The following is a 25,603-nucleotide window of genomic DNA, read 5'->3' as shown; positions in this document are numbered from 1 at the left end:
CGATGGCCGGTCGACCGCCCTCCCGGGCGCCGACCGGCCATCGCTTTCGTGTCTTGTCCGACAGGCGGTTCTAGCGGTCCACGAGCCGGTCGAACTGTGTCGTCGTGTGCCGCAGATGCGCCACCAGCTCGTCGCCCACCTTGGGCTCCTGCGCGTCGGCCGGCACGAACAGGATCGACACCTGCATGTGCGGCGGCTCGGCGAACCAGCGCTGCTTGCCCGACCACACGAACGGCGAGAGGTTGCGGTTGACCGTCGCCAGGCCCGCCCGCGCGACGCCCTTGGCGCGCGGCATCACGCCGTGCAGCGCCTTGGGTGCCTCGAGTCCGACACCGTGCGACGTGCCGCCGGCGACGACCACCAGCCAGCCCTCGGAGGCGGTCTTCTGCTGGCGGTAGCCGAACCGGTCGCCCTTGACGACGCGCGTCACGTCCAGCACGGCGCCCCGGTACTGGGTCGCCTCGTGGTCGCCCAGCCACAGCCGCGTACCGATGCGGGCGCGGAACCTGGTCTGGGGGAACTGCCGCTGGAGACGGGCCAGTTCCTCGGCGCGCAGATGGCTGACGAACATGGTGTGCAGCGGGAGCCGGGCCGCGCGCAGCCGGTCCATCCAGCCGATGACCTCCTCGACCGCGTCGGACCCGTCCGTGCGGTCGAGAGGCAGGTGCAGGGCGAAGCCTTCGAGGCGTACGTCCTCGATGGCCGCGTGGAGCTGGCCGAGCTCCTCCTCGCGGACTCCGTGGCGCTTCATCGAGCTCATGCACTCGATGACGACGCGGGCGCCCACCAGCGCGAAGACGCCGTCGACCGAGGAGACGGAGCGGATGACGCGGTCGGGCAGCGGTACGGGCTCCTCACCGCGGCGGAACGGGGTCAGGACCAGGAGATCGCCGCTGAACCAGTCCTTGATGCGGGCGGCTTCGTAGATGGTGCCGACGGCGAGGATGTCGGACTCGAAGCGGGAGGTCTCCTCGGAGAGCCGTTCGTGACCGAAGCCGTAGCCATTGCCCTTGCAGACCGGGACGAGGCCCGGGAACTGGTCAATGACCGACTTCTGGTGCGCCCGCCAGCGCGCGGTGTCGACGTAGAGGGAGAGCGCCATGCCGGTCCGGAACCTTTCTCGTGGCTGCGGTGTATGAAGGATATGAACGTTCTTGAGGGTCTTGAGGGCCTTACGCAATTATTGGGCGGGCCGGTGGGGTCGTCCGGCGCCTCGCACCGCAGCCTGCTGATCGTCGGCACTCCGCTGTCCACCGGGTCGGGATACGGGTCGGGATACGGGTCAACGGCGAGACATGTACATGTCGAGAGCCTTGTGGAGCAACTTGTTGAGCGGGAAGTCCCACTCGCCCACGTACTCGACGGCCTCGCCACCCGTGCCCACCTTGAACTGGATCAGACCGAACAGGTGATCCGTCTCGTCGAGCGAGTCCGAGATCCCGCGCAGGTCGTAGACGGTCGCACCCATGGCATAGGCGTCACGGAGCATCCGCCACTGCATCGCGTTCGACGGCCGGACCTCCCGCTTGTGGTTGGCCGACGCCCCGTACGAGTACCAGACGTGGCCGCCCACGATCAGCATCGTCGCGGCCGCGACGTTCTCCCCCTCGTGCCGGGCGAAGTACAGCCGCATGCGGTTGGGGTCCTCGGAGTTGAGGACGGTCCACATCCGCTGGAAGTAGGAGAGCGGCCGGGGCCGGAAGTGGTCGCGCTCGGCGGTGATCTCGTACAGCCGCTGCCACTCGGCGAGATCGTCGTAGCCGGCCTGGACGACCTCGACGCCCGCCTTCTCCGCTTTCTTGATGTTGCGCCGCCACAGCTGGTTGAAGCCCTTGAGGACATCGTCCAGCGACCGGTTCGCCAGCGGCACCTGGAAGACGTAGCGGGGCTGTACGTCTCCGAAGCCGGCCCCGCCGTCCTCGCCCTGCTGCCAGCCCATCTTGCGCAGCCGGTCGGCCACTTCGAAGGCACGCGGCTCGATATGGGTGGCCTCGACGTCGCGCAGCCGCTTGACGTCCTGGTCCTGGATCCCCGACTTGATGGCCGCCGAGTCCCAGCGGCGGATCACCACCGGCGGCCCCATCTTCACGGAGAACGCGCCCTGGTTCCTCAGGTGCGCCAGCATCGGCTGGAGCCAGTCGGCCAGGTTCGGGGCGTACCAGTTGATGACCGGGCCCTCGGGCAGATACGCCAGATAGCGCTTGATCTTGGGCAGCTGGCGGTAGAGCACCAGACCGGCGCCGACCAGCTGGCCGTCCCTGTCGAACCAGCCCAGGCTCTCCGAGCGCCACTCCGTCTTCACGTCCGCCCACGCGGGGACCTGGCAGTGGCTGGCCGCGGGCAGGCTCTGGATGTACGCCAGATGCTGCTCGCGACTGATGGTGCTCAGCGTCAGGGTCATGCGGGGCGCTCCTCGCAGATGTGTCCCCATGGAGTAGGGGGGCTCCGGCTCTCGCGCCGAAGCCTACTTGCCGCAGGAGCGCCCCGGCTGGCCACGGGGCGGGGCGGGCCTCAGCCCAGTACTCCGCCGAACAGTCCGCCGTGCGCCATCCCGAGGTAGAAGCCGACCGCCGAGGAGCCCAGGCCCATGATCAACGCGAACCGCTCGTGGGTCGTCACCGAGACGAACTGGCCGTACAGACCCGTGAGGATGCCGATGAGCCCCGCCCAGGAGCTGAGGAGATGCAGGTTGTCGAACATCCCCGAGACGAAGGCGGTGACACCGACCACCGCGGTGACCCAGAGCAGAACGTCCTGGAGGGGATGGGGCCGGTGATCGGAGGCGAAGAGAGAACCGGTTCTCCTGGATTGCATTGCCTGAGCCATGGGGCACCTCCTGGCGCCTTGCCGGAGGGCGGCGCATCGTAGCGTCGCCCACACCCGATGTGTACAGGGTGCGTCCCTCCCCGGCCGGATTTCAACCGGAAGCCGGTCAAGAGGTAGTCTGTACGGTCTGCACCGGTGTCTGCCCAGGCCAGAACGCGATCCTCGCTCGTCGAGCGGGATTGTCAGTGGCGGCCGATACCGTTGCTCACGCATCACGACCCTCCTGCCACGGAACGACCGTGGCCGCTGAGTCCAAAGGAGGTGGGTTCCACATGCGTCACTACGAGGTGATGGTCATCCTCGACCCCGATCTCGAGGAGCGAGCAGTCTCCCCGCTGATCGAGAACTTCCTCTCCGTCGTCCGTGAGGGCGACGGAAAGGTGGAGAAGGTCGACACCTGGGGCCGTCGTCGTCTCTCTTACGAGATCAAGAAGAAGCCCGAGGGCATCTACTCGGTCATCGATCTGCAGGCTGAGCCCGCGATCGTCAAGGAGCTCGACCGACAGATGAACCTGAACGAGTCGGTCCTCCGGACCAAGGTCCTCCGCCCCGAGACCCACTGAGCTTCTAGCTCAGCGGTTATCGGGTCCGAGTAGCAGCCAGCAGCAGAAGCAATCCCCGCCGAGAGGTTCACCCAATGGCAGGCGAGACCGTCATCACGGTCGTCGGCAATCTCGTCGACGACCCCGAGCTGCGCTTCACCCCGTCCGGTGCGGCGGTCGCGAAGTTCCGTGTCGCGTCGACTCCCCGCATCTTCGACAAGCAGACCAATGAGTGGAAGGACGGCGATGGCCTGTTCCTCACCTGCTCGGTCTGGCGTCAGGCGGCGGAGAATGTCGCCGAGTCGCTTCAGCGGGGCATGCGCGTCGTCGTGCAGGGCCGGCTCAAGCAGCGGTCGTACGAGGACCGCGAAGGCGTCAAGCGCACGGTCTACGAGCTGGACGTCGAGGAAGTCGGCCCCAGCCTGAAGACCGCCACGGCCAAGGTCACCAAGACCACCGGTCGTGGTGCCCAGGGTGGTTACGGCGGCGGCGGTGGCGGCGGTCAGCAGCAGGGCGGCGGCAACTGGGGCGGCGGCCCCGGTGGTGGTCAGCAGCAGGGCGGCGGCGGAGCATCCGCCGACGACCCCTGGGCGACCAGCGCGCCGGCCGGCGGTGGCCAGCAGCAGGGCGGCGGAGGCAACGGAGGCGGTTGGGGCGGAAGCTCCGGCGGTTCCGGTGGTTCCGGCGGCGGCTACTCGGACGAGCCGCCCTTCTAGGGCAGCTCGCTCCCACTTTCTTGATCACACAGGAGAAACACCATGGCGAAGCCGCCTGTGCGCAAGCCTAAGAAGAAGGTCTGCGCATTCTGCAAGGACAAGACCCAGTACGTGGACTACAAGGACACGAACATGCTGCGGAAGTTCATTTCCGACCGTGGCAAGATCCGTGCCCGCCGCGTCACCGGCAACTGCACGCAGCACCAGCGTGACGTCGCCACGGCAGTCAAGAACAGCCGTGAGATGGCGCTGCTGCCCTACACGTCCACCGCGCGATAAGGGGAGGGTGACTTAATCATGAAGATCATCCTCACTCACGAGGTCTCCGGCCTCGGTACCGCCGGCGACGTCGTCGACGTCAAGGACGGATACGCCCGCAACTACCTGGTCCCGCGTGGTTTCGCGATCCGCTGGACCAAGGGCGGCGAGAAGGACGTCGAGCAGATTCGTCGTGCTCGCAAGATCCACGAGATCGCCACCATCGAGCAGGCCAACGAGATCAAGGCCCGCCTCGAAGGTGTGAAGGTGCGTCTGGCTGTTCGCTCCGGCGACGCCGGCCGTCTCTTCGGCTCCGTCACCCCGGCCGACCTCGCTTCGGCGATCAAGTCCGCCGGTGGTCCGGAGGTCGACAAGCGTCGTATCGAGCTCGGTTCGCCGATCAAGACCCTGGGCTCGCACCAGGTGTCCGTGCGTCTGCACCCCGAGGTCGCCGCGAAGTTCGGCGTCGAGGTCGTGCCCGCCTAGGGCTTCGACCGGACTGGCTGACCGGGTCCGCCCGGTAGCCGTTTCGTCCTCAATCGCCGGACGGGCTCAGGCCCGTCCGGCGATTGCGTTTTCCGAGCTGTTTCACGTGAAACGCGGGTGGCGGCGTCGGGATCTCCGGTCAGCGCGTGGCGCCCGTGACCAGCCAGTGGCCGGACCTGGTGCGCACCCACAGCGTCAGCATGCGGACCGCCATCATCAGCGTCATGGCCCACCACAGGGCGGTGAGTCCGCCCCCGAACACCGGCACCAGCAGGGCGACCGGGGCGAAGACGGCCAGCGTCACCACCATCGCCTTCGCGAGATAGGGACCGTCACCCGCGCCCATCAGCACACCGTCCAGTACGAAGACGATGCCGGCGATCGGCTGGGTGACCGCCACGACCAGCAGCGCGGGCAGCAGGGTGTCCTGGACCAATTCGTCGCCCGTGAACAGTGGGATGAACAGCGGGCGGGCCAGCACGATGAGCACCCCGAGTCCCACGCCGGAGACCACACCCCACTGCACCATGCGACGGCAGACGTCCTTGGCGCCCTGGGGATCGTTCGCGCCCAGATAACGGCCGATGATCGCCTGCCCGGCGATGGCGATGGCGTCGAGCGCGAAGGCCATCAGGCTCCACAGCGACAGGATGATCTGGTGCGCGGCGACGTCGGCATCGCCGAGACGGGCGGCGACGGCGGTTGCGATCATCAGGACCGCGCGCAGGGAGAGCGTACGGACGAGAAGGGGGACGCCCGCGTGGGCGCTGGCCCGTATGCCGGCGTAATCGGGCCGGAGCGAGGCGCCGTGGCGGCGGGCCCCCCGTACGACGACCACCAGATACGCCGCGGCCATACCGAACTGAGCGATGACGGTGCCCCAGGCGGAACCGGCGATGCCGAAGCCGGCGCCGTAGACGAGCACCACGTTGAGGACCGCGTTGGCCCCGAAGCCGCCGATGGCGACGTAGAGCGGGGTCCGGGTGTCCTGGAGACCACGCAGGACGCCGGTCGCCGCCAGGACGATCAGCATGGCCGGGATACCGAGGCTGGAGATACGCAGATAGGTGATCGCGTACGGGGCGGCGGTGTCCGAGGCGCCGAAGATGTCGACGAGCCAGGGCGCCAGGGGGAGGGTGACGGCGATGACGGCGGCGCCCAGCAGCAGGGCGAGCCAGATCCCGTCCATGCCCTGCCGGATGGCGGCCTGAAGATCACCCGCGCCGACGCGACGTGCGACGGCCGCCGTGGTGGCGTAGGCGAGGAAGACGAAGATACTCACGGCTGTGGTCAGCAGGGCCGCCGCGATCGCCAGTCCGGCGAGCTGCGGAGTACCGAGATGGCCGACGATCGCGCTGTCGACCATCAGGAAGAGGGGCTCGGCGACGAGGGCGCCGAAAGCGGGCACGGCGAGGGCGATGATCTCGCGGTCGTGTCGCCTTCGGGCCGCCTTGGACCCCGTGTCCGGTCCACTGTCGGGCCGGTTGCCGGGGTCGCTGTCCCGACCGCCGTCGGGGCCGGAACCGGATGCCGTGGGGACCTGTGTCATGCGCTCAATCTAATCTTCCACAGGTAAGACATGCAATGTGGTTGCGATCCTTACCGACTAATGAGATTCGGGCACTGTTGTGCGCCGTTTGCTCGGATCTTGGACCAGTATGGAAAGTTTTTCTCCCCCACAGCCGGTGGATGGAGAAAGGCCAGGTCAGAGCCGGTGTGGCGGAGGGGTCGCGAGGTTGTCCACAGTGCTGTCCCCCGGTCCGTGCACAGGTTCGCCGGAGTTCTCCACAGCATATGGTCCTTCGTCCACATGGCCTGTGGATAACCAGATTGGCGGACGGTCCCCGCGGGCCTACCGTGGACCGACGTCCGACGCGCCGGAACCGGAGTCAGGCCACTCGATTTGTCAGTGTCGTGCCGTAGAAAGAGTGGCACGGCGAGGTCCGCTTGGCGGACGGGAGGAGGTGGCCGGATGACCATCCCCGAGCCATTGGACGACCCCTGGACCGAAGCCGGTCCGGGTGATCGTCTGCCGGTCTCCCGCCAGCGCCGGGGTGAGGGAAGAGGCCGCGACGAGCAGCACGAGCGCGGCAGGGACAACGCCGCGTGGGACGGCGGATCGCCCGGTTTCGAGCGGGTGCCCCCCCAGGACCTGGACGCCGAACAGTCCGTGCTCGGCGGCATGTTGCTCTCCAAGGACGCCATCGCCGATGTCGTGGAGATCATCAAGGGCCACGACTTCTACCGCCCCGCGCACGAGACGGTCTTCCAGGCGATCCTCGACCTGTACGCGAAGGGCGAGCCGGCCGACCCCATCACGGTGGCCGCCGAGCTGACCAAGCGCGGTGAGATCACCCGGGTCGGCGGAGCGTCGTATCTGCACACGCTGGTCCAGTCGGTGCCGACGGCGGCGAACGCGTCGTACTACGCGGAGATCGTGCACGAGCGCGCGGTGCTGCGCCGTCTCGTCGAGGCCGGCACCAAGATCACACAGATGGGATACGCGGCGGACGGCGACGTCGACGAGATCGTCAACTCCGCCCAGGCCGAGATCTACGCGGTCACCGAGCAGCGCACCAGCGAGGACTATCTGCCCCTCGGCGACATCATGGAGGGCGCGCTCGACGAGATCGAGGCGATCGGTTCACGCAGCGGTGAGATGACGGGTGTGCCGACGGGGTTCACGGACTTCGACTCGCTCACCAACGGGCTGCACCCCGGCCAGATGATCGTCATCGCGGCCCGTCCCGCCATGGGTAAGTCGACGCTGGCGCTGGACTTCGCGCGCGCGGCCTCCATCAAGAACAACCTGCCGAGCGTCATCTTCTCGCTGGAGATGGGGCGCAACGAGATCGCGATGCGTCTGCTCTCGGCGGAGGCGCGGGTGGCGCTGCACCACATGCGTTCCGGCACGATGACGGACGAGGACTGGACGCGGCTGGCCCGCCGGATGCCGGACGTCTCGCAGGCGCCGCTGTACATCGACGACTCGCCGAACCTGTCGATGATGGAGATCCGCGCGAAGTGCCGCCGGCTCAAGCAGCGCAACGGACTGAAGCTGGTGGTCATCGACTACCTCCAGCTGATGCAGTCCGGCGGTTCGAAGCGTGCGGAGAGCCGCCAGCAGGAGGTCTCGGACATGTCGCGAAACCTCAAGCTGCTGGCGAAGGAGCTGGAGCTGCCGGTGATCGCGCTCTCCCAGCTGAACCGTGGCCCAGAGCAGCGTACGGACAAGAAGCCGATGGTCTCCGACCTGCGTGAGTCGGGCTCCATCGAGCAGGACGCGGACATGGTGGTGCTGCTGCACCGGGAGGACGCGTACGAGAAGGAGTCGCCGCGCGCGGGCGAGGCGGACCTGATCGTGGCCAAGCACCGTAACGGCCCGACGGCGACGATCACGGTGGCGTTCCAGGGCCACTACTCGCGCTTCGTGGACATGGCGCAGACCTGAGCGACAAGGGCTTCTCGCCGTGCAGCCGCCCAACCGTGCAGCGGCTCAGCGGCGCAGCCGCGCGTTGAGCCGTGCGGCCTGGCGCGTGAGGTGTTCGCGTTCGGGCAGGCTCGCCGCCGACTGGGCGGCTTCGGCGTAGAGCCGTGCCGCGGTCGCCCGGTCTCCGTCACGCTCGTGCAGGTATGCCGCGACGGCGGTGTGGCGGGGCAGGGCGGGGTCGAGCACCGCCAGGGCGGCGAGGCCCGCCCGCGCGCCGTCGGCCTCGCCGACCGCGACGGCCCGGTTGAGCCGGGCCACCGGGCTGTCGGTGAGCCGTACCAGTTCGTCGTACCACTCCACGATCTGCACCCAGTCGGTCTCCTCGGCCGTCCGGGCATCGGCGTGCAGCGCGGCGACGGCGGCCTGGGCCTGGAACTCGCCCAGTCGGTCGCGGGCGAGGGCTGCCTGGAGCACGTCGACACCCTCGGCGATCAGACGCGTGTCCCACAAGCCGCGGTCCTGTTCCGCGAGAGTCACGAGCCTGCCGTCGGGGCCGGTCCGCGCCCGGCGGCGTGCGTGGTGAAGCAGCATGAGCGCGAGCAGGCCCGCGACCTCCTCGTGGTGGGTCCTGGCCGCGAGCTGGCGAGTGAGCCGGATCGCCTCGCCGGCGAGGTCGACATCCCCGGAGTAGCCCTCGTTGAAGACCAGGTAGAGCACCCGTAGCACCGTGGCGACATCGCCGGGTCGGTCGAACCGGACGCCGGAGACGGTCCGCTTGGCCCTGCTGATGCGCTGGGCCATCGTCGCCTCCGGCACGAGGTAGGCCCGCGCGATCTGGCGCGTGGTGAGTCCCCCGACCGCGCGCAGCGTGAGCGCGACGGCCGAGGCCGGTGTCAGGGACGGGTGCGCGCACCGGAAGTACAGCTGGAGCGTGTCGTCCACCGCCCCGCCCGCACCCGGTACGGGCTCAGCCTCCACGCGCACCTCGCGGTGCCGTCGTGAGGTCTCGGCGCGGGCGGCGTCGAGGAACTTGCGCCAGGCCACGGTGACCAGCCAGCCCTTGGGATCGCGCGGCGGGTCGTCCGGCCATACGCGCAGGGCCTCGACCATGGCGTCCTGCACGGCGTCCTCGGCCGACGCGAAGTCCGCTCCGCGACGGCCGAGGACACCGATCACCTCGGGGGTGAGGGTGCGCAGCAGCGCCTCGTCCATGTGCGTCACTCCGTGACGGTCGGGGACGCGCCGAGGAACGGGCGCAGCTCGAGCCACTCGTGGATCGGCTTCCCGCCCGCGCCCGGAGCCGCGGACAGCTCCGCTGCCAGTTCGAGCGCCCGCTCGTAGGTCTCGACGTCGATCACCATCCAGCCCGCGATCAGGTCCTTGGTCTCCGCGAACGGGCCGTCGGTGACCGGCGGCCGTCCCTCGCCGTCGTAGCGGACGAACGTGCCCTTCTCGGAGAGCGCCTGGCTGTCGACGAACTCGCCGGTGCCTTCGAGGCGGGTGGCGAAGTCACGCATGTACTGCACGTGGGCGATGACCTCCTCCGGCTCCCACTGGTCCATCGGCACGTCGTTGACCGCGGTCGGAGCGCCCCGGTAGTGCTTGAGCAGCAGGTACTTCGCCATGGTGTTCTCCTTGGTGCTGTACGGCCCATTGTGGCCGCGTTCACCCCTGGGACGGAGCCGCGCCCGGGTTCTCGACATCCCGCGGTGAAACTTTTCCGGCGAACTTCGAAGACTCCGAGGAGGTCGCCCGCTCCGAGGTCGCCGAGGCGGGCGACCGGGGGCGCTGGAGGCTATCGGATCAGCCCTCCCTAGTCGCTGCCGCCGCCACCGCCGCCACCGCTTCCGCAGCTGAAGCCGCCGGGTTCCGAGGACGAGTGCGTGCCGGAAGCCGAGTCCGGGTCATGGCCGTCCTCGGTGCCGTAGTCGTAGTCGTAGTCAGGGTCGGCGGCCCTGCCCATACGTATCAGCGACCGCCCCAGGCCGGCGGGGATCGCCGTACCCGCGACGATGCGGCGCAGCCGCCGGTCCCGGTGGGCGGCCGGGCCGTCGAGGACGTACGCGGGGAGCGTGGCTGCTTCCCTGGCCGCCTTGAGCTGACTCCTGCCCGCCGGGGTGAGCCGGTGGCGCGCGCGGGTGAGGAGGCCGAGGGAGACCAGGCCGCGCTCGATCTCCGCGACTTCCGGTCCGCCGCGTACGGCTTTCGCGACGACCGCCAGGCTACGTCCGCGTGGGCAGCTCGCGAGGACCGCCCGTTCGACCGGGTGCTCGGCCGGGTGCTCGTCAGGTCCGTCGGCGTCCTCGACCGCGCGCACGCGGGGGCCGACCACCGTGACGGCCCCCCGGTCGCGCAGCGCGAAGAGCGCGGTTTCCAGCACGCGTTGGGGTCCACCGGCCAGATAGGCCACTTCATACGCGTCGAGTCGTCGTTCGGCCGCCGAGACATGCCGCCAGATCATGGTTCGCACAGGAGCCCCCTGTCCCTGATGTCGCCTTTCGCCAGTATGGGGTCGATGCCCGGAACGGGCCCTGGCGCGGCGGCAGTTCAGAGCAAGACTTGAGGTACGGCCCCGGATCGGCTCAGGTCCGGTACGTCTCCCGCTCAGGACCGGTACGTCTCCCGCTCAGGACCGGTACATCAGCCGACGCAGCAGCGCCTCCGCCGGCCCGCGGCGCCCGGCGCGCTCCAAGGCGTACGCCCCCGCCACCGTGACCAGCCAGACTCCGACCGCCACGAGCGCCATCGTGGCGCTCGTCAGGTGCTCACCGAGCCCGAGACCCCACGCCGCCAGCAGCGGGGCGAAGATCAGGGAGTGCGTGAGGTAGCAGGACAGCGAGCGTTTGCCGACGGCGGACACCGCGTCGACGGCGCGTGCGCCCCGACGGTCCGGTCTGCGGGTCCACCAGTGCGCGAACAGGGCGACGGCTGCGACGTACCCGAGCCCGGCGGCGCCGCCGGTGATCTCCCTGAGCGCGGTGAGGACCCCCGACTCGCTCTGCGCGTCGCCGGGGACGTCGATCGCGCCGACGTGCGCCAGCGCGGCGGGCAGCCCGCCGAGCCAGCCGACCGGGACACCGATGAGCGCGGTGCGCCGCAGCAGCCGCAGATGCTGTCCCGGCTCCTCCAGGATCCGCCGGCGCGCCGCCCAGAAGCCGAGCAGGAAGACGACGTAGGCGCCGCCGATCAGGGACGCGGGCGCGGCGGCGAAGGTGACGAACGCCCCGGTGACCACGCGGGTGCCGGCCGCGGCGAGCCAGCTCTCCTCGCCCGCCGCGTACGCCTCGGCGCCCGGCTCCGCGCCGGCGTCGCCCACGGCGCCCAGATCGCCCTGGAGCAGCACCGTCACGACCGGCTGCGCGGCGCTGATCGCCATCAGCGTCGCCCCGATCCACATCCACCACTTGAGCGCGCGGTCGCCGCGCCTGAGGAAGAGCCAACCCAGGGCGAGGCTCAACAGGCCGTAGTAGCCGACGATGTCGCCCGCCATCAGCAGACCGGAGTGCAGCAGGCCGATGACGATCAGCAGCAGACTGCGCCTGCGCAGGATCCTGACGACATCGCGCTCGGCGGTCCCCGCGGCCTTCTGACGCAGGAACAGCTGCGTCATCCCGTAGCCGAAGAGGAAGGCGAAGAGCGGATAGACCCGCAGGTCCAGGACGGTGATCATGGTGAACTGGACGGCCCGGTCGAGCCGGCCCCCGTTCACGGGCTGCCAGCCCGAGGGACCGTAACGCGACGCCCACAGATGGAACGCGGTGTTCGACAGCACGATGAACAGCAGCATGAGCCCGCGCGCGAGATCGGGGGCGAGGGCGCGTTCCGAAGGCCGTACGGCGCCGCGAGGGGCCGCGGTCGGGGGCCCGGCGGCGGTCGCCGGCGCGGGGTCCGATCCGGTGTCGTTCGTCGTCTCGGCTGTCATGCCTCAACGCTAGGAACGGGGTCCGGGGCCGGTAACCCGCCTTCTGTACAGCCGTTTGCGTCCAAGGTATGGCGCTTCGCCACCGCTCGGCCGACCAAAGTACGGCGATACGCTCGTCGGACCCTCCGACCCTCCGACGCAGTCGAATTGGACTGATCCCCATGCCCTCCGCCGCCGACGCCCGCCCCACGTTCGTACTCGTCCACGGCTCGTGCAGCAGCTCCTTCATGTGGGCTCCGATCCAGCGTGAGCTGGCGCTTCTCGGGCACCGCAGCTTCGCGGTGGATCTGCCGGGGCACGGTCTCGACGCGCAGTATTCGGCCGCCTACCAGGCACCGCAGGATCTCGACGCGTGGGCGGCCGAGCCGTCGACGCTGGCCGGTGTCACCCTGCGGGACAACGTCGACATGGTGGTCGACATCGTGCGGCGTGTGGCCGAGCACGGTCCGGTGGTGCTCGTGGGCGCCAGCCTCGGCGGACTGACGACCACCGCCGTCGGCAACGAGATTCCCGGTCTGATCGACCGGCTCGTGTACATCTCCGCGTGGTCGTGCGTGCGGCGTGGCAATCCGATGGAGTACATGGTGGAGCCGGAGTTCGCCGACAGCCTGCTCCCCGGTCTCGGCGGGTTCAACGTGGGGAACCCGGCCGTGCTCGGAGTCGGCCGGGCCAACTACCGGACCGCCGACCCGGACCTGCTCGCCGCCCTCAAGGCGGCGACGATGGCGGAGGCCACCGACGCGGAGTTCCTGGCCTTCATCAACATCCTCCAGCCCGACGAGTCGCTCGCGGTGATCGGTGGCGAGGGGCGTGGGCACGCCGATACGTGGGGCACGATCGCCCGCTCCTACATCCGCCTCGGCAACGACCGGTCGATCCCGGTGGCGATGCAGGACCGGCTGATCGCCGAGGCGGACGAGCTGACGCCGGAGAACCCGTACGACGTGCACACCTTGGACAGCAGTCATACGGGGTTCCTGCTCCAGGCCCCGAAGGTGGCGGGGATCCTCGACGGTCTGGCGCTCTGAGGCCGGGGTGCGCTGATCCCCAGCGTGCTGAGACCTGGCGCACCGATCCCCGGCCTGCCGATCCCCGGGACCGGGCTCGGCGCGCCGAAATGCGGTCGACGGGACAAGTCCCTACCGATAGATGTGGACCATGACCTCACCTTTCGAAGAACTTCTCCCCAGTACGCGACGGGCCCTGCTGCACCGCGTCGCCACCGCGCAGTCCGAAGGGCGCGCCCCCTCGTTCGTCGGCGCGGTCGCGCGTGACGGGCGCACGGTCTGGTCGGGCGGGCGCAGCTGTGTCGACGGTCATGAGCCGGACGCGGACACCCAGTACCGGATCGGCTCGATCACCAAGTGCTTCACCGCCGTTCTGGTGCTGCGGCTGCGCGACGAGGGCCTCCTCGATCTGGCCGACCCGCTGGAGAAGCACCTTCCCGGTACCGGGGTCGGTGAGGTCACCATCGCCCAACTCCTCGGCCACGGGGCCGGTCTGGCGGCCGAGGCGCCGGCCCCCTGGTGGGAGCGCACACCCGGCACGGTGCGCACCGAACTGGCCGACGTGCTCGGCGAGCACCCCGTGCTGCACCCCGCCGGCCGGCTGTACCACTACTCCAACCCCGGCTACACGCTGCTCGGTTCGCTGATCGAGGCGTTGCGCGGCGCGTCCTGGGAGGAGGTGCTGCGGCGTGAGATCCTGGAGCCGCTGTCGATGCACCGTACGAGCACACAGCCCGTCGCCCCGGCGGCCGGCGGCTGGGCCGTACATCCCTGGGCGGACGCGATCCTGCCCGAACCGGCCGAGGATCTCGGCCTGATGGCCCCGGCGGGCCAGCTCTGGTCGACGGCCGACGACCTGTGCCGCTTCGGTGCGTTCCTCGCCGAGGGCGACGACCGGGTCCTGAGTGCCGCGTCCGTACTGGAAGCCCGGACTCCCGCCACGCCTCCCGAGAGTGGTCATTGGGGCGGCGGTTACGGGCTCGGCGTACAGCTCGTCCACGGAGGTGGCCGCACCTACGCCGGGCACACGGGCTCGCTGCCCGGCTTCGTGGCGGCGCTCTGGGTGAGTGTCGAGGACGGGCTGGTCGCCGTCGCGCTCGCCAACGCCACCTCGGGCCCGCTCACCGGTGTCGTCGCCGCCGAACTCATCAATATCGTGGCGGACGCGGAGCCCCGTATCCCCGAGCCGTGGCGGCCACTGCCCGAGGTCGACCAGGCACTGCTGGAGCTGACCGGTCCCTGGTACTGGGGGGCGACCCCGTATGTCCTGCGCCTGACGGCGGACCGCGGTCTGGACTTCACGCCGCTGCGCGACGGGGGCCGCCGTTCCCGGTTCGTGGCCCGACCGGACGGTACGTGGAAGGGGCTCGACGGTTACTACACGGGGGAGACGCTGAAGGCCGTCCGCCGCCCGGACGGCCAGGTGAGCCATCTCGACCTGGGCTCCTTCGTCTACACCCGCGAGCCGTACGAGCCGGGGGACGCGGTCCCGGGCGGGGTGGACGAGCAGGGCTGGCGCGGTCTGTGATGTTTCACGTGAAACCGGACGTACGATGCCGGCGCCAACTCGCATCCCGTCCCCGGGATCAGCCCCCGCTCTCCAGACTCATCTTGAATCCGACGTGGGACGCGGTGAACCCGAGCCGCTCGTAGAAACGCTGGGCGTCCGTACGTGTCGCGTCGGACGTCAGCTGGACCAACTGACAGCCCTGGCGCCCGGATTCGTCGATGGCCCACTGGATCAGCCGGGTGCCGAGGCCGGAGCCGCGCTCGTCGGCGTGTACGCGTACGCCCTCGATGACCGAACGCGTGGCGCCCCGGCGGGAGATGCCCGCGATGATCGTCAGTTGGAGCGTGCCGACGACGCGCCCGTCGCGCTCGGCGACGACCTGGTACTGATTCGGGTCGTCGGCGAGCCGTTCGAGGGCCTTGAGGTACGGGGTGAGGTCGTCCGGCGACTCGCGTGCCGCGCCCAGTGGATCGTCGGCGAGCATCGCCACGATCTCGGGGAGGTCACCGGCGTCGGCCGACCGTATGCGCAGATCGTTCATGGATCGCAGATTACGCCGATGGCGCCGGGGTCGACCGCGTGGGTACGCGCAGCTCCTCCACGGCCCTGACCAGCGGCGCGAGCTCCGGATTCGTCGCCGCCGCGTCCAGGGCCTCCCGCAGCGCGGTGTCGTTCGTCGGCCGAGCCTCGGCGAGGAGTCGCAGGCCCGCCTCGCTGACGTCGGTGTAGATCCCGCGCCGGTCCGTCGGGCACAGATAGCGCGTGAGCAGGGCGCGATCCTCAAGGCGGGTGACCAGACGCGTGGTCGCGCTCTGGCTGAGGACCACCGCGTCGGCGACCTGCTTCATCTGAAGGTGTCCGCCCTCGCCGTCGTGCTGGCGGCTGAGGACGTCGAGCAGTGAGTACTCGCGGACGCTGAGATCGTGCCCGCTCTGCAGGGCCCGTTCGATATGCGACTCGATCCTGCTGTGCAGCAGGGAGAGGGCCACCCAGCCCTGGGCGAGGGCGGTGAGTGCGGGGTCCGTGGCGGTCATGGCGTCATCCTCCGTCGTCTCCGTCGTCTCCATCGACCGGAGCTTCCGGACCCAGGATAGGGCACGTCTGCAATATAGCGCGCTTGCAATTAAACGGCGCCTGCAAGTATTGTCCACGCTCGTAAAGCGCATGCACAAGCAGCAGGCGCCGTAAGCGGCGCACCCGCGAGCGGCGCACGCACGGACATACATCTGGGAAGGGTCACACCCATGCCACTCGCGCTCCTCGCCCTGGCCATCGGGGCGTTCGGAATCGGGACCACCGAATTCGTGATCATGGGGCTGCTCCCCGAGGTCGCCACCGAGTACGGCGTCACCATCCCCACCGCGGGCCATCTGGTCAGCGGCTACGCCCTCGGAGTCGTACTCGGCGCGCCGATCATGACCATCCTGGGCACCCGCGTCAGCCGCAAGCGCATGCTGATGCTGCTGATGGGCCTGTTCATCGCGGGCAACGTCATGTCCGCCCTCGCGCCCACCTTCGGCCTCATGCTCACCGGCCGGGTCGTCGCCTCACTCGCCCACGGCGCGTTCTTCGGCATCGGTTCGGTCGTGGCCGCCGGGCTCGTCGCCCCGCACAAGAGGGCCGGCGCCATCGCGATGATGTTCACCGGTCTCACCCTCGCCAATGTCGTGGGCGTCCCCCTGGGTACGTACGTCGGCCAGAACACCGGCTGGCGCGCGACCTTCCTCCTCGTCGCGGGCCTGGGGGTCGTCGGTCTCGCCGGTGTCGCCAAGCTCGTACCGGAGCAGCCGCGAGCGCGAGGCGTACGGATCCGCCACGAGGTGGCCGCCTTCCGTAACGTCCAGGTCCTGCTCGCCATGGGAATGACGGTTCTCGGCTTCGGCGGCGTCTTCGCCGCGATCACCTACATCACCCCGATGATGACGCGGACCGCCGGCTTCGCCGACTCGTCCGTCACCTGGCTCCTGGTGCTCCTCGGCCTCGGCATGGTCGGCGGCAACCTCATCGGCGGCAGGTACGCCGACCGCCACCTCATGCCCATGCTGTACGTGTCGCTGGGCGCCCTGTCCGTGGTCCTGGCGCTGTTCACCCTCACCGCGCACAACAAGATCGCCGCTGCCGTCACCCTCCTCCTGATCGGCGGGCTGGGCTTCGCGACCGTGCCGCCGCTCCAGAAGCGCGTACTCGACCAGGCGTCCGGCGCCCCGACGCTCGCCTCCGCCGTCAACATCGGCGCGTTCAACCTCGGCAACGCCCTCGCCGCCTGGCTCGGCGGCCTGGTCATCGGCGCCGGCCTCGGCTACACGGCGCCCAACTGGGTCGGTGCCGCGCTCGCCGCGTCCGCGCTGCTCCTCGCCGTCGTCTCGCACACCCTGGAACGCCGCGATGCCCGTGACGGCGACATCGCCACCACGGACACCACCACGGAGACAGCGACGGACACGGTCCCGGCCGGAGCCGTCAGGCGGCCTGGCTGAGGCGCTTCTCCGCCACCTCGCGACCGGCACGCCTGTCGGCCGAGGCCGCCCGGACCCGCCGCCCCCGGCGCGTCAGTCCCCACGGCTTCAGCACCGAGATGACGGTCATGAAGAGATACGCGACGGTCGCCACCGACGGCGCGGCGACCAGACTGATATCCGGCACACCGCCGCTGTCCGCGGCCTGCCCGATCCCCGGCCGCAGCGCGAAGACCGTCGCCGCGCCCGTGACCAGCGTGATCCAGAACTTGACCCAGACCCAGTGGTACCGGGCCAGTCCCCAGGGCGTCCCCAGGGAGAGCACCAGCCCGCTGACGAGCGTGATCACGACGACGGGTGCGAGCAGCCAGTCGGCGAAGACCTCCATCGCACGGTAGGACGCCTCGGTGAGGGAGGAGTCTCCGGTGGTGTACGCGGTGATACCAAGCGTGAGCAGGCCGAGGGTCAGGCCCAGCCAGCTCACGGAGACGGCGACATGGACGACAAGGAGTGCCCGGCGGACGGGCCGCTTGAGTGGTTTCACGTGAAACACGGTGCCGTGATTCGCGGCGTGGGGCGTCTGACGGCGGGAGTAACCGCCCGTACTAACCTCGGCGTACATGGAGAGCCCCGGGAAGAACACCCGCGACCGTCCCCGCACCCTGCATCTGTTCGATCTCGACGGCACGCTGATCCGGGGATCGGCCGCGGCCGTCGAGATCTCCCGGCAGCTCGGTGTGAGCGCCGAGATCGCGGAGCTGGAGCGTGAGTTCCTGACCGCGGGGCTGGCCCCGGACGAGTTCGCCGTCCGGGCCAGGGAGCTGTGGGCCGAACTGACCGCCGCGCAGGTCGAAACGGCCTTCGAGGCGGCGCCGTGGCTGGCCGGGATCAGGGAGGTCTGGGCGGACATCCGTGCGCGGGGCGACTACTGCGCCGTGATCACGCTGTCGCCGGACTTCTTCGTCGAACGGCTGTTGCCGTGGGGCGCGCACGCCACCCATGGCTCACGCTGGCCGGCCCTGCCGTTCACCCGGCCGGTGGACCGGGCGGGGATTCTCGATACGGCGGCCAAGGTCCGGATCGCGAACGAGCTGTGTACGCGGTTCGGTGTCCGGCTCGAGGACTGTGTCGCCTTCGGGGATTCCATGTCGGACGCGGCGATCTTCGCGTCCGTCCCCCGCGCGGTGGCGGTGAACGCGGACCACCATCTGGCCGGGCTCGCCACGCACACCTACCGGGGCGGCGATCTGCGCGAGGCGTTCGACCTGCTGAGCCCCCGCCCGCGTCCGCGTACGTAAAGCGGTCAGCCGGTCTGCGCGTCAGCCCAGGTCGGGCGCGTGCATCGCCCGCACGCCCTCGATATTGCCGTCCAGATAGTGCCGCAGCGACAGCGGTACGAGATGGACGGCGGCGATCCCGACCCGGCTGAACGGCACCCGTACGATCTCGTACTCCCCGCACGGCTCGTCCATCTCCGGCCCGTGCCGCAGCGACGGGTCCAGCGATTCGAGACGGCAGACGAAAAAGTGCTGCACCTTCACGCCGGTGATGCCGCCGTCCGCGATGTGCTCGACGGTGTCGACGAAGCAGGGCACGACGTCGGTGATCTTGGCGCCCAGTTCCTCGTCGACCTCGCGGTGGAGCGCGGCGACGACGGTGGCGTCGTCCGGCTCGACCCCGCCGCCGGGGGTCAGCCAGTACGGGTCCACACCCGGTTTGGTGCGCTTGATGAGGACGAGATGGTCGTCGTCGAGCAGGATGGCGCGTGCGGTGCGCTTGACCACGGGCCGTTCGGTCATGGGAAGAGCGTGGCCCGATACGGCCGTGCCGAAACTCCCCGGGCCCGCACGGTCACCAGTCGACCGAAGCGCGCAGCAGCCATTCGTGCGCCCGCGCGATGTGCGGAAGGGCCAGTGTGCCGGTGCGTACGACGAGAAAGTACGTGCGCAGCGGGGGCACCGGCGGATCGTAGAGAGCGACGATCTCACCGCGCTCCAGTGCGCCTTCGCACAGGTAGCGGGGCAGTACGGCCAGTCCGGCGCCGGCCGCCGCGCTCTCCAGGACGGCGCGCAGGTCCGGTGCGATGACGGCGCCCGCGGCGGCCGGCCGTGAGTCGAAGACCGAGGCCCAGTAGCGGGATACGAGCGGCAGCGACTCGTGGACCTCCACCACCGGAAGCTGTTCCAGGACGACGTGACCCTCGCGCAGCACGTCGTGGCCCAGCCGCGCCGCCCAGCGTGGCGAGGCGACCAGGACGTGCTCCTCGTCGCAGAGCGGGGTCGAGGTGAGCAGTCCGCCGCGTGGCCGGGCGGTGACGATGGCGAGGTCGTGGTGTCCGGCGGCGAGGCCGTCCAGGAGTTCCTCGGCGTCGGCGAAGAAGGAGGCGCGGAGGGCGAGCCCCTGGCTGATCAGCGAGGTGAGCGCGGGCAGGGCGCGTACGGAGGTGAACTCCGGCGGCCCGGCGAGATGGAGCGTCCGTACGCCGGACTCCTCGTCGAGACCGGTCTCGGTGATCTCGACCAGGGCGTCGAGATGCGGCGCGGCACGGTGGGCGAGCTCGTCGCCCATGGTGGTGGGGGTGACGCCACGGGCCTGGCGCAGGAACAGCGGGCGGCCCAACTGGCGTTCCAGGGTGCGTATCTGGCCGGTGACGGCGGGCTGGGAGAGCCCGAGCAGGGCGGCGGCGCGGGTGAACGATCCGGCTCGGTGCACGGTGACGAAGGTACGTAGCAGGGCCAGGTCCATGGCAGCCCTCCTCAACTTCCGGCCGGTCCGAACCCGTCCCGAGCCCGTCGCCGGAACGTCCAACTATAAATAAGTCGATAGGCGGCTGTCGCTACTGTGATTGGACACTGACGCAGAGTCAACTAGCCTTGTTGGCGTGGTTCTTCGCGTGCGGGAACCCGTGGACGGCCCGAGCCACGAGGGGGGAGGCTCGGACCGTCCGTTCCGCCCGGGGTCTCGCGGACCGGGTCAGCCGACGGCTTCCGTCAGAGCGCGCAGCACGTCGGCGAGGAGGTCGTCGGGGTCCTCGGCGCCCACGGAGAACCGGACGAAGCCTTCCGGCACGGCGTCGCCGCCCCACCGCCCCCGCCGTTCCGCCGTCGAGCGCAGACCGCCGAAGCTCGTCGCATCGTCCACCAGCCGCAGCCCGTCCAGGAAACGCTCGGCGTGGTCGCGGTCGGGCAGGACGAACGACACGACGCACCCGTACCGCCGCATCTGTGTCGAGGCGACGGCGTGCGAGGGGTCGTCGGGCAGCCCCGGATACCGCAGTCCGCTCACATCGGCGCGTCCGGCCAGCGCCCGCGCCAGCAGCAGCGCGGTCGCGCACTGGCGGTCGACGCGGAGCTGGAGCGTGGACAGCGAGCGGTGGGCGAGCCAGGCCTCCATCGGTCCGGGGATGGCCCCGGCGATCTTGCGCCAGCGCCGCACACCCGCTGCCAGCTCGGGATCTTCGCAGGTCACATGGCCCAGGAGGATATCGCCGTGGCCCGTCATGCCCTTGGTGTCGCTGGCCACGGAGAAGTCCGCGCCGAGCTCCAGGGGCCGCTGGCCGAGCGGCGTGGCGAGGGTGTTGTCCACGGCGACGAGGGTGCCCTGGTCGTGCGCGGCCCGCACCAGCCGGCGGATGTCGCAGACGTCGAGCCCGGGGTTGGACGGGGTCTCGATCCACAGCAGCCGGGCACCGGCCAGCACGCCGAGCTGCGCGTCGCCGGCGGTGGGCGCGGTCCGTACCTCGATGCCGTACGCAGTGAGCTGCTCCCGCAGCAGCGGCAGCGCCTGGTAGCCGTCGTCGGGCAGGACGACCGCGTCGCCGGTGCGCAGCTGGGAGAAGAGCACCGCCGAGATCGCGGCCATCCCGGAGGCGAAGGCGACGGTCTCGACGGTCCGGCCGGGTGCCTCCAGCTCGCCGATGGCACGTTCCAGATGGGTCCAGGTCGGATTGGTGTCGCGGCCGTAGGTGTACGGGCCCGTCGGCTCGCCCGGCAGATGGAAGTGGGCGGCGAACACGGGGCCCGGCATGGTCGGTTCGTACTTCACGGGGTCGGGCAGCCCGGCCCGGACGGCACGCGTGCCGTCCCCGAGCCCGCTCCCCGCCGCGAGGTCCGGACCGGGCGCGGCGCCCGTCCCGCTCTCCACCGGCGGCTCCACCGGCTCCACAGGGTCCATGGGGGATCAGTCCTTGTCGTCGGGGAGCACGACGTTCAGCGCCCACGACACGACCGAGATGATGAGGCCGCCGAGGACCGCCGTCCAGAAACCCTCGACATGGAAGCTCAGGTCGAGCGTGTCGGCGAGCCAGGAGGTCAGCAGCAGCATCAGCGCGTTCACGACCAGGGTGAACAGCCCCAGGGTGACGATGAACAGCGGCAGAGTCAGCAACTGGACTATGGGCTTGACGACGAAGTTCACCACTCCGAAGATCAGCGCCACGACCACCAGCGCCAGAGCCTTCTTGCCGGTGCTGTCGCCGGTCAGGGTGATGTCATTGATCAACCAGATCGCCACGGCGAGCGCACCGGCGTTGGCAAGCGTCTTGACTACGAAATTCTTCATGGTGAGATCGTGGCATGAAGGCATTCCGACTTGACGAGCTGGAGGCGGAACGTGCCGCCAACGACGGGGCGTATCTGCAGTTTGTACGGGAACGGAATATGTCCGTCGGCCTGTACGCGCTGGACGCCGGCACCATCGACCCGCAGCAGCCGCACCGCCAGGACGAGGTCTACTTCGTCGTGAGCGGGCGCGCCTCGATCACCGTGGGTATGGAGACGACGCAGGTCGGGCGCGGCAGCGTCGTTTACGTACCGGCCGGTGAGCCGCACAAGTTCCACCACATCACCGAGGACCTGAGGGTGATGGTCGTCTTCTCCCCTCCGGAGGGCTGAGGCCGGACCCTCACGATTGCGTCAGGGTCGGATCAGGGGAGTTCCAGGGCCGCGGGGCCTCCGCTCCGCCCCGCGCCGCTCTAGCATCGAAAGCAGCGGGAACGCTCATCACGTATTCACGCTTCTGCGTGCTTCAGGTACTCACGGAACGAGGTAGGGACGATGGCGGTACGGGAGATTGTCGCGGGAATGCCCTGGTGGGTGAAGTGGATCGCGTTGCCCGTGGTCGTGCTCGTCGTGTTCGGCGGGCTGATCGCGAGCGTGGTCGGATTTGTGATCGGACTGCTCTTCAAGCTGCTGATCCTGGTGGCCCTGGTGGGTGGCCTCGTCTACGGGGCGCGGAAGTTCACGTCGTCGCGGGGCGACTGGTAGCCCTCACCGGCCCTCACCGCCTTACCCCTCTTACCGTCGTTCCGCCGCCGTCCGCCCCCGCCGGGGGCGGCCCCCGCCCCGGCCGTTAGCCCGCGCGGGGGAAAGGCGGAGACGAAACCACTCCCACCTCAGAGGCTGCCATTAGAGTGGCAAGCCTCTGCCACACCCTGCGAAAACAGCGTCGCCGGTCGTTTTGGCCAACGCATTGTCCGAGTTCCCGACGCCGGACCTCAGACTCTGTCTCGGGTCCCCAGGGGTGTGACAGGCGCGGGGGCGGCCCCCGCGAGCGGGCGCACGCCCGTCAGCAAGCCCAGGGGTGACCTTTGGCCACAGCGAGCACGTCAGCTGCTCCTACCCTGATCGGTTCCGTGCGGCGCGCGCTGCGTCTGCTGGAGTCGGCCGGCGCCCATCCGAACGGGGCCCCGGCGAAACAGCTCGCCCGTGAGGCCGGCCTCCCCCTCCCCACCGCCTATCACCTGCTGCGCACCCTGACCCACGAGGGCTATCTGCGCCGTGAGAAGGGCGTGTTCTTCCTCGGGGACGCGGTGGACCGCCTGGTGAGCGGCCAGGGCCCGGTAATCGGCCGGCCCCGGCGCACGATGGCCGAATCGATGGAGTACTGCCGCGATCTGATCGGGGCGCCCGTCTATTTCGCGGTCTACCGCGAGGGCGAGATCGAGGTCGTCGCGGTCGCCGACAGCCCGGCCACGCCCGCCGTCGCCGAATGGGCGGATTTCCGTGAGACCGGGCACGCGCACGCGATCGGCCAGTGTCTGCTGAGCCAGCTCGACGAGGCCGCCCGCCAGGACCATCTGGACCGGCATCCCGTGGGCCCGCTCACCCCCTACTCCGTGGCGGACCGGCGCGCACTGCTGTCGCGCCTCGGTGCCAGGGGGCGCACGGGACCCTTTCTGGAGCGGCAGGAGTACGTGCTCGGCCAGGTCTGCGCCGCCGTACCCGTCAGGCACGGGCCGACGGTCGCGGCGCTCGCGACGTCGGTGCCGCTGCATCAGGAGCGAAAACTGCTTCCCAATGTCGAACGGCTATGCAAAGAGATCGGAAACTTGATCGGCTCGCTGGAATTCTCTATCAGTATTTGAAATATCACTCCTTGTGATCTGTTACTGCGTGTTGGACGATTAAGAAGAGGATCAAGGGGCATCAATATCGGACCTTTCACCCCTCAAACCCCTGAAATCCCTCTGAATTTCTTACTCTCCGTAACTGTCCGTCATCCACTGCGGGGTACGTGATGCGCGAGTTGGTTCAGGCAGAAGTCCTGATGAGTTTCCTTGTCTCCGAAGAGCTCTCATTCCGAATTCCAGTGGAACTCCGTTACGAGACGGCGGACCCCTACGCGGTGCGGATGACGTTCCATCTGCCCGGCGACGCCCCGGTCACCTGGGCCTTCGGCCGCGAGTTGCTGGTCGACGGCATCAACGAACCCAGCGGCGACGGCGACGTGTACATCTCGCCGACCGAGCCCGAGGAGCTCTCGGACGTCCACATCAGACTCCAGGTCGGCGCCGAACACGCCCTCTTCCGGGTCAGCGCACCGCCGCTGGTGGCCTTCCTCGACCGTACGGACCGGCTGGTCCCGCTCGGGCAGGAGATGACGCTCGGGGACTTCGAGACCAATCTTGAGGAGACGCTCGGGCGCATCCTCGCCGAGGAGAACGCGGGCTGAGCGCGGATTCGAGGAACGCCGACTGCTGAGTGCCGGCTCCAGCGCGGATTCCGGGGTTCCGGCTCCTGAGCGCTCCCGCGGGCGGAGGGCTACGCCTTGCGGCGCCGCCCGCCTCCGCCTCGCGTCCGCAGGCCCCCGAACGGCCGCCCGGAAGGCGCCTTCGGCGGCGTCCCCGAGGGTGCGTCCGACGGCGCCCCCGTCGCCGTCTCCGGCGTCGCCCCTCCCCCCGGCGTCCCCGGCCGGTCGGCCGACACCACCAGCGCCGCCAGTGCCGTGGTCACCGGCACCGACGCGACGAGACCGATCGACCCGACCAGGGTCCGTACGATCTCCTGGGCCACCAGCTCGCTGTTGGCCACCGTCCCCACGCTCGACTCGGCGATCGAGAAGAGCAGCAGCAGCGGCAACGCGGCGCCCGCGTAGGCCAGTACGAGCGTGTTGACCACCGACGCGATGTGGTCGCGCCCGATACGGATACCCGCCCGGTAGAGGGCGCGCGGCCCCATGTCGGGATTCGCCTGGCGCAGCTCCCACACCGCCGACGTCTGGGTGACCGTCACATCGTCCAGCACACCCAGCGATCCGATGATGACGCCCGCCAGCAGCAGACCGCTCATGTCGATCTCCGGATAGAGCCCGTGGATCAGCCCGGTGTTGTCGTCCGTGTTGCCCGTCAGACTCGCCCAGCCGATGAACAGCGAGCCCAGCAGCCCGATCAGCAGCAGCGAGATGAGTGTGCCGAGCACGGCGACGGACGTACGGGCCGTCAGACCGTGGCACAGATAGAGCGCGATCAGCATGATCGCGCTCGCGCCGACGACCGCGACGATCAGCGGATTCGAACCTTGGAGAATCGCCGGCAGGATGAACAGCGTCAGTACGGCGAACGAGATGATCAGCGCGACCAGTGCCATCAGCCCGCGCAGCCGCCCCACCACGATCACCGCGAGAGCGAAGATCCCGGCCAGCAGTGCCATCGGCGTCGAGCGGTCCACGTCCGTCACCGAGTACTGGAGATCCCGGGGGGCGTCGGGGGCGTAGGCCACCACAACGCCTTGTTTCACGTGAAACTGCCGCGGCGCGTCGGGCTGGACGATCTCGACGAACTTACGGCCCTTGTTCTTACCGGTCGTCACCTCGACCGTCGCCTTCTCGCAGTCCCCGGTCTGTGCTTGCTGCGCCTCACGCCCCTCCGGCGTCGTCGTGTCGCCCGTCGGCGGGACCTGAGCGGCGTTCACGTCCTTGCAGTCGATCTGCTCGATCTTCACCACCTGGCCCTGCTCGGTCTGCCGGTCGAAGCCGACACCGGTGCGTTCGTGCGCCGGGGCGCCGCCGGGCCACAGCACGACGAGTCCGACAAGGACGGCCGTGGCGAAGGGAATCAGCACCGCGGCGATGACCTTGCGCAGGTGCTTGGAGACCGGCGCGGCCGGCCCATGACTGTGCGAGTGGCCGTGCGTATCGGGTGTCTGCTGGGGTGAGGTCACCGACCGATCATC

At 69.6% G+C, this 25,603-nt stretch carries 29 protein-coding genes; 13 read left to right on the top strand and 16 right to left on the bottom strand.

Annotated features, from left to right (window positions below; genetic code table 11):
• Window positions 1-70 precede the first annotated feature (70 nt).
• The 3 genes from ACFWHU_RS13810 to ACFWHU_RS13800 form a co-directional block, all read right to left on the bottom strand.
• Entirely contained in the window at window positions 71-1,102 is a 1,032-nt protein-coding gene (locus ACFWHU_RS13810) for an alanine racemase (protein ID WP_078076232.1), read from the bottom strand.
• A 180-nt stretch (window positions 1,103-1,282) separates the two neighbouring features.
• Window positions 1,283-2,401: a lipid II:glycine glycyltransferase FemX gene (locus ACFWHU_RS13805; protein ID WP_385791953.1), complete on the bottom strand. Its 1,119-nt coding sequence runs from the start codon at window positions 2,399-2,401 to the stop codon at window positions 1,283-1,285.
• A gap of 110 nt (window positions 2,402-2,511) precedes the next feature.
• A complete protein-coding gene (locus tag ACFWHU_RS13800; RefSeq protein ID WP_385791951.1) occupies window positions 2,512-2,826 on the bottom strand; it encodes a hypothetical protein in 315 nt (104 codons plus the stop codon).
• A gap of 272 nt (window positions 2,827-3,098) precedes the next feature.
• Between ACFWHU_RS13800 and rpsF the strand changes: the two genes are divergently transcribed.
• The 4 genes from rpsF (at window position 3,099) to rplI (ending at window position 4,828) form a co-directional block, all read left to right on the top strand.
• Window positions 3,099-3,389 carry a 30S ribosomal protein S6 gene (rpsF, locus tag ACFWHU_RS13795; protein WP_023540278.1) on the top strand — a complete coding sequence of 97 codons (291 nt, stop codon included), beginning with the start codon at window positions 3,099-3,101 and terminating at the stop codon, window positions 3,387-3,389.
• Window positions 3,390-3,463: 74 nt separating this feature from the next.
• Window positions 3,464-4,084 carry a single-stranded DNA-binding protein gene (locus ACFWHU_RS13790; protein ID WP_387225012.1) on the top strand — a complete coding sequence of 207 codons (621 nt, stop codon included), beginning with the start codon at window positions 3,464-3,466 and terminating at the stop codon, window positions 4,082-4,084.
• 42 nt (window positions 4,085-4,126) lie between these two features.
• A complete protein-coding gene (rpsR, locus tag ACFWHU_RS13785) occupies window positions 4,127-4,363 on the top strand; it encodes a 30S ribosomal protein S18 (RefSeq protein WP_003967857.1) in 237 nt (78 codons plus the stop codon).
• Between the two features lie 18 nt (window positions 4,364-4,381).
• Entirely contained in the window at window positions 4,382-4,828 is a 447-nt protein-coding gene (gene rplI / locus ACFWHU_RS13780) for a 50S ribosomal protein L9 (protein ID WP_078076236.1), read from the top strand.
• Between the two features lie 139 nt (window positions 4,829-4,967).
• On the opposite strand, the gene ACFWHU_RS13775 is transcribed toward rplI, so the two are convergent.
• Window positions 4,968-6,377 carry an MATE family efflux transporter gene (locus tag ACFWHU_RS13775; RefSeq protein WP_387225011.1) on the bottom strand — a complete coding sequence of 470 codons (1,410 nt, stop codon included), beginning with the start codon at window positions 6,375-6,377 and terminating at the stop codon, window positions 4,968-4,970.
• Window positions 6,378-6,800: 423 nt separating this feature from the next.
• On the opposite strand from ACFWHU_RS13775, the gene dnaB reads away from it, so the two are divergent.
• Window positions 6,801-8,279: a replicative DNA helicase gene (gene dnaB, locus ACFWHU_RS13770; protein WP_385791944.1), complete on the top strand. Its 1,479-nt coding sequence runs from the start codon at window positions 6,801-6,803 to the stop codon at window positions 8,277-8,279.
• Window positions 8,280-8,324: 45 nt separating this feature from the next.
• On the opposite strand, the gene ACFWHU_RS13765 is transcribed toward dnaB, so the two are convergent.
• The 4 genes from ACFWHU_RS13765 to ACFWHU_RS13750 form a co-directional block, all read right to left on the bottom strand.
• Entirely contained in the window at window positions 8,325-9,470 is a 1,146-nt protein-coding gene (locus tag ACFWHU_RS13765) for an RNA polymerase sigma factor (RefSeq protein ID WP_387225144.1), read from the bottom strand.
• 5 nt (window positions 9,471-9,475) lie between these two features.
• Complete coding sequence (locus tag ACFWHU_RS13760) at window positions 9,476-9,883, bottom strand: YciI family protein (protein WP_385791942.1); 408 nt, start codon at window positions 9,881-9,883, stop codon at window positions 9,476-9,478.
• 188 nt (window positions 9,884-10,071) lie between these two features.
• On the bottom strand, window positions 10,072-10,719 hold the full coding sequence (locus ACFWHU_RS13755) for a TIGR04222 domain-containing membrane protein (RefSeq protein WP_385792277.1): 648 nt from the start codon (window positions 10,717-10,719) through the stop codon (window positions 10,072-10,074).
• 165 nt (window positions 10,720-10,884) lie between these two features.
• A complete protein-coding gene (locus tag ACFWHU_RS13750) occupies window positions 10,885-12,180 on the bottom strand; it encodes a DUF418 domain-containing protein (protein WP_387225010.1) in 1,296 nt (431 codons plus the stop codon).
• A 161-nt stretch (window positions 12,181-12,341) separates the two neighbouring features.
• Between ACFWHU_RS13750 and ACFWHU_RS13745 the strand changes: the two genes are divergently transcribed.
• Window positions 12,342-13,208 carry an alpha/beta hydrolase gene (locus ACFWHU_RS13745; RefSeq protein WP_387225008.1) on the top strand — a complete coding sequence of 289 codons (867 nt, stop codon included), beginning with the start codon at window positions 12,342-12,344 and terminating at the stop codon, window positions 13,206-13,208.
• Between the two features lie 130 nt (window positions 13,209-13,338).
• A complete protein-coding gene (locus ACFWHU_RS13740) occupies window positions 13,339-14,715 on the top strand; it encodes a serine hydrolase domain-containing protein (RefSeq protein ID WP_387225007.1) in 1,377 nt (458 codons plus the stop codon).
• Between the two features lie 58 nt (window positions 14,716-14,773).
• Here the strand turns inward: ACFWHU_RS13740 and ACFWHU_RS13735 are convergent, their stop codons facing one another.
• Window positions 14,774-15,238: a GNAT family N-acetyltransferase gene (locus tag ACFWHU_RS13735; protein ID WP_385791934.1), complete on the bottom strand. Its 465-nt coding sequence runs from the start codon at window positions 15,236-15,238 to the stop codon at window positions 14,774-14,776.
• 10 nt (window positions 15,239-15,248) lie between these two features.
• Complete coding sequence (locus ACFWHU_RS13730; RefSeq protein WP_387225006.1) at window positions 15,249-15,731, bottom strand: MarR family winged helix-turn-helix transcriptional regulator; 483 nt, start codon at window positions 15,729-15,731, stop codon at window positions 15,249-15,251.
• A gap of 210 nt (window positions 15,732-15,941) precedes the next feature.
• Here ACFWHU_RS13730 and ACFWHU_RS13725 point away from each other — a divergent pair, with 210 nt between their 5' ends.
• Window positions 15,942-17,174, top strand: a complete 1,233-nt coding sequence (locus ACFWHU_RS13725) for an MFS transporter (RefSeq protein ID WP_387225005.1) — start codon at window positions 15,942-15,944, stop codon at window positions 17,172-17,174.
• On the opposite strand, the gene ACFWHU_RS13720 is transcribed toward ACFWHU_RS13725, so the two are convergent.
• Window positions 17,158-17,697, bottom strand: a complete 540-nt coding sequence (locus tag ACFWHU_RS13720; protein ID WP_385791928.1) for a DUF2269 domain-containing protein — start codon at window positions 17,695-17,697, stop codon at window positions 17,158-17,160. The two genes, ACFWHU_RS13725 and ACFWHU_RS13720, sit on opposite strands and share 17 nt — an antisense overlap.
• A gap of 76 nt (window positions 17,698-17,773) precedes the next feature.
• Between ACFWHU_RS13720 and ACFWHU_RS13715 the strand changes: the two genes are divergently transcribed.
• Complete coding sequence (locus ACFWHU_RS13715; RefSeq protein WP_385791926.1) at window positions 17,774-18,451, top strand: HAD family hydrolase; 678 nt, start codon at window positions 17,774-17,776, stop codon at window positions 18,449-18,451.
• A gap of 21 nt (window positions 18,452-18,472) precedes the next feature.
• Here the strand turns inward: ACFWHU_RS13715 and ACFWHU_RS13710 are convergent, their stop codons facing one another.
• The 4 genes from ACFWHU_RS13710 to ACFWHU_RS13695 form a co-directional block, all read right to left on the bottom strand.
• Entirely contained in the window at window positions 18,473-18,952 is a 480-nt protein-coding gene (locus tag ACFWHU_RS13710) for an NUDIX domain-containing protein (RefSeq protein WP_385791924.1), read from the bottom strand.
• Window positions 18,953-19,004: 52 nt separating this feature from the next.
• Entirely contained in the window at window positions 19,005-19,898 is an 894-nt protein-coding gene (locus ACFWHU_RS13705; protein ID WP_385791922.1) for a LysR family transcriptional regulator, read from the bottom strand.
• A gap of 228 nt (window positions 19,899-20,126) precedes the next feature.
• Entirely contained in the window at window positions 20,127-21,326 is a 1,200-nt protein-coding gene (locus tag ACFWHU_RS13700) for a cystathionine gamma-lyase (RefSeq protein ID WP_387225004.1), read from the bottom strand.
• Window positions 21,327-21,332: 6 nt separating this feature from the next.
• On the bottom strand, window positions 21,333-21,713 hold the full coding sequence (locus ACFWHU_RS13695; protein ID WP_385791918.1) for a phage holin family protein: 381 nt from the start codon (window positions 21,711-21,713) through the stop codon (window positions 21,333-21,335).
• Between the two features lie 14 nt (window positions 21,714-21,727).
• Here ACFWHU_RS13695 and ACFWHU_RS13690 point away from each other — a divergent pair, with 14 nt between their 5' ends.
• The 4 genes from ACFWHU_RS13690 to ACFWHU_RS13675 all read left to right on the top strand — a co-directional run bounded on the left by ACFWHU_RS13690 (window position 21,728) and on the right by ACFWHU_RS13675 (window position 24,104).
• Window positions 21,728-22,045 (top strand): cupin domain-containing protein, encoded by a 318-nt coding sequence (locus tag ACFWHU_RS13690; protein WP_078076251.1) that lies wholly within the window; start codon window positions 21,728-21,730, stop codon window positions 22,043-22,045.
• Between the two features lie 162 nt (window positions 22,046-22,207).
• Window positions 22,208-22,417, top strand: a complete 210-nt coding sequence (locus tag ACFWHU_RS13685; protein ID WP_385791916.1) for a DUF5326 family protein — start codon at window positions 22,208-22,210, stop codon at window positions 22,415-22,417.
• Between the two features lie 323 nt (window positions 22,418-22,740).
• A complete protein-coding gene (locus ACFWHU_RS13680) occupies window positions 22,741-23,517 on the top strand; it encodes an IclR family transcriptional regulator (protein ID WP_387225003.1) in 777 nt (258 codons plus the stop codon).
• 152 nt (window positions 23,518-23,669) lie between these two features.
• Window positions 23,670-24,104, top strand: coding sequence for an SsgA family sporulation/cell division regulator (locus ACFWHU_RS13675; RefSeq protein ID WP_078076253.1), 435 nt, complete (start codon window positions 23,670-23,672; stop codon window positions 24,102-24,104).
• An 89-nt stretch (window positions 24,105-24,193) separates the two neighbouring features.
• On the opposite strand, the gene ACFWHU_RS13670 is transcribed toward ACFWHU_RS13675, so the two are convergent.
• Window positions 24,194-25,591 carry a YibE/F family protein gene (locus tag ACFWHU_RS13670; protein ID WP_387225002.1) on the bottom strand — a complete coding sequence of 466 codons (1,398 nt, stop codon included), beginning with the start codon at window positions 25,589-25,591 and terminating at the stop codon, window positions 24,194-24,196.
• Window positions 25,592-25,603: the final 12 nt, after the last annotated feature.

This window comes from Streptomyces sp. NPDC060366, assembly GCF_042725135.1.
Taxonomy (GTDB): domain Bacteria; phylum Actinomycetota; class Actinomycetes; order Streptomycetales; family Streptomycetaceae; genus Streptomyces.
The sequence above is the reverse complement of the archived record's forward strand: the minus strand, read 5'-3'. Positions and strand labels throughout refer to the sequence as shown.